Genomic DNA, 633 nt, shown 5'->3' on the forward strand with positions numbered 1-633 from the left:
CGGGGCGACGGAATCGCAGCTTGCGCAGGTCGAGGCCATGCGCGCCGAGGTGGTGAAACAGGCCACTGAGGAAATGCTGCGCTCGTTCGACCAGTCCGTCGCGCAGCGGTGGGCGGCGGTGAACGGCAACAGTGATGAGGTGGGCCGGGCCATATCGCAAGCCAACGAGTTGCGGGAGACGATCCAACAGTTCGGGGAAGGCTCCGCGCAGGTGGCGGAACTGTTGAAGCTCCACGCGGCGGAGACGGCGCAGGACGCGCAGGACGCTGCGAAGTCAGAATACGATTCGCTCAAGGCGCAGATGGACGCGCTGGAACAACAGCGGGTGCAGCTTCAGCAACAGGCGATACAGGAGCAGATCAACGCCATCAATGAGCAGCTTTCCGCCGCGAAGACGCTCAAGAGCACATGGGAAGGGCTGGACAAGAGCCTTGGTCAATCCCGGTACAACCTGTTCGCCGGGAGCGCCAACCTCGACGCGGAGAACCGTCTTGGCACGGTTCAGGCCGAGTTCCGGCGGCTGTCCGGGCTGGCGCTTGGCGGCGACTCCGACGCGGCGGGCCAGCTTGCGGGCGTGGGCACATCTCTGCTCGACATCGTGAAGCAGACGGCGGGGACGGAAGAGGAATACCT

1 protein-coding gene is annotated in these 633 nt (G+C 64.8%); it reads left to right on the forward strand.

Annotation, left to right across the window (positions count from 1 at the left end; all coding sequences use genetic code 11):
* Nucleotides 1-633: hypothetical protein (locus tag HMPREF0178_RS20230; RefSeq protein ID WP_009369406.1), on the forward strand; the 633-nt coding region annotated here is incomplete at both ends.

It is taken from the genome of Bilophila sp. 4_1_30 (genome assembly GCF_000224655.1).
In the GTDB taxonomy this organism is placed as follows: domain Bacteria; phylum Desulfobacterota; class Desulfovibrionia; order Desulfovibrionales; family Desulfovibrionaceae; genus Bilophila; species Bilophila wadsworthia.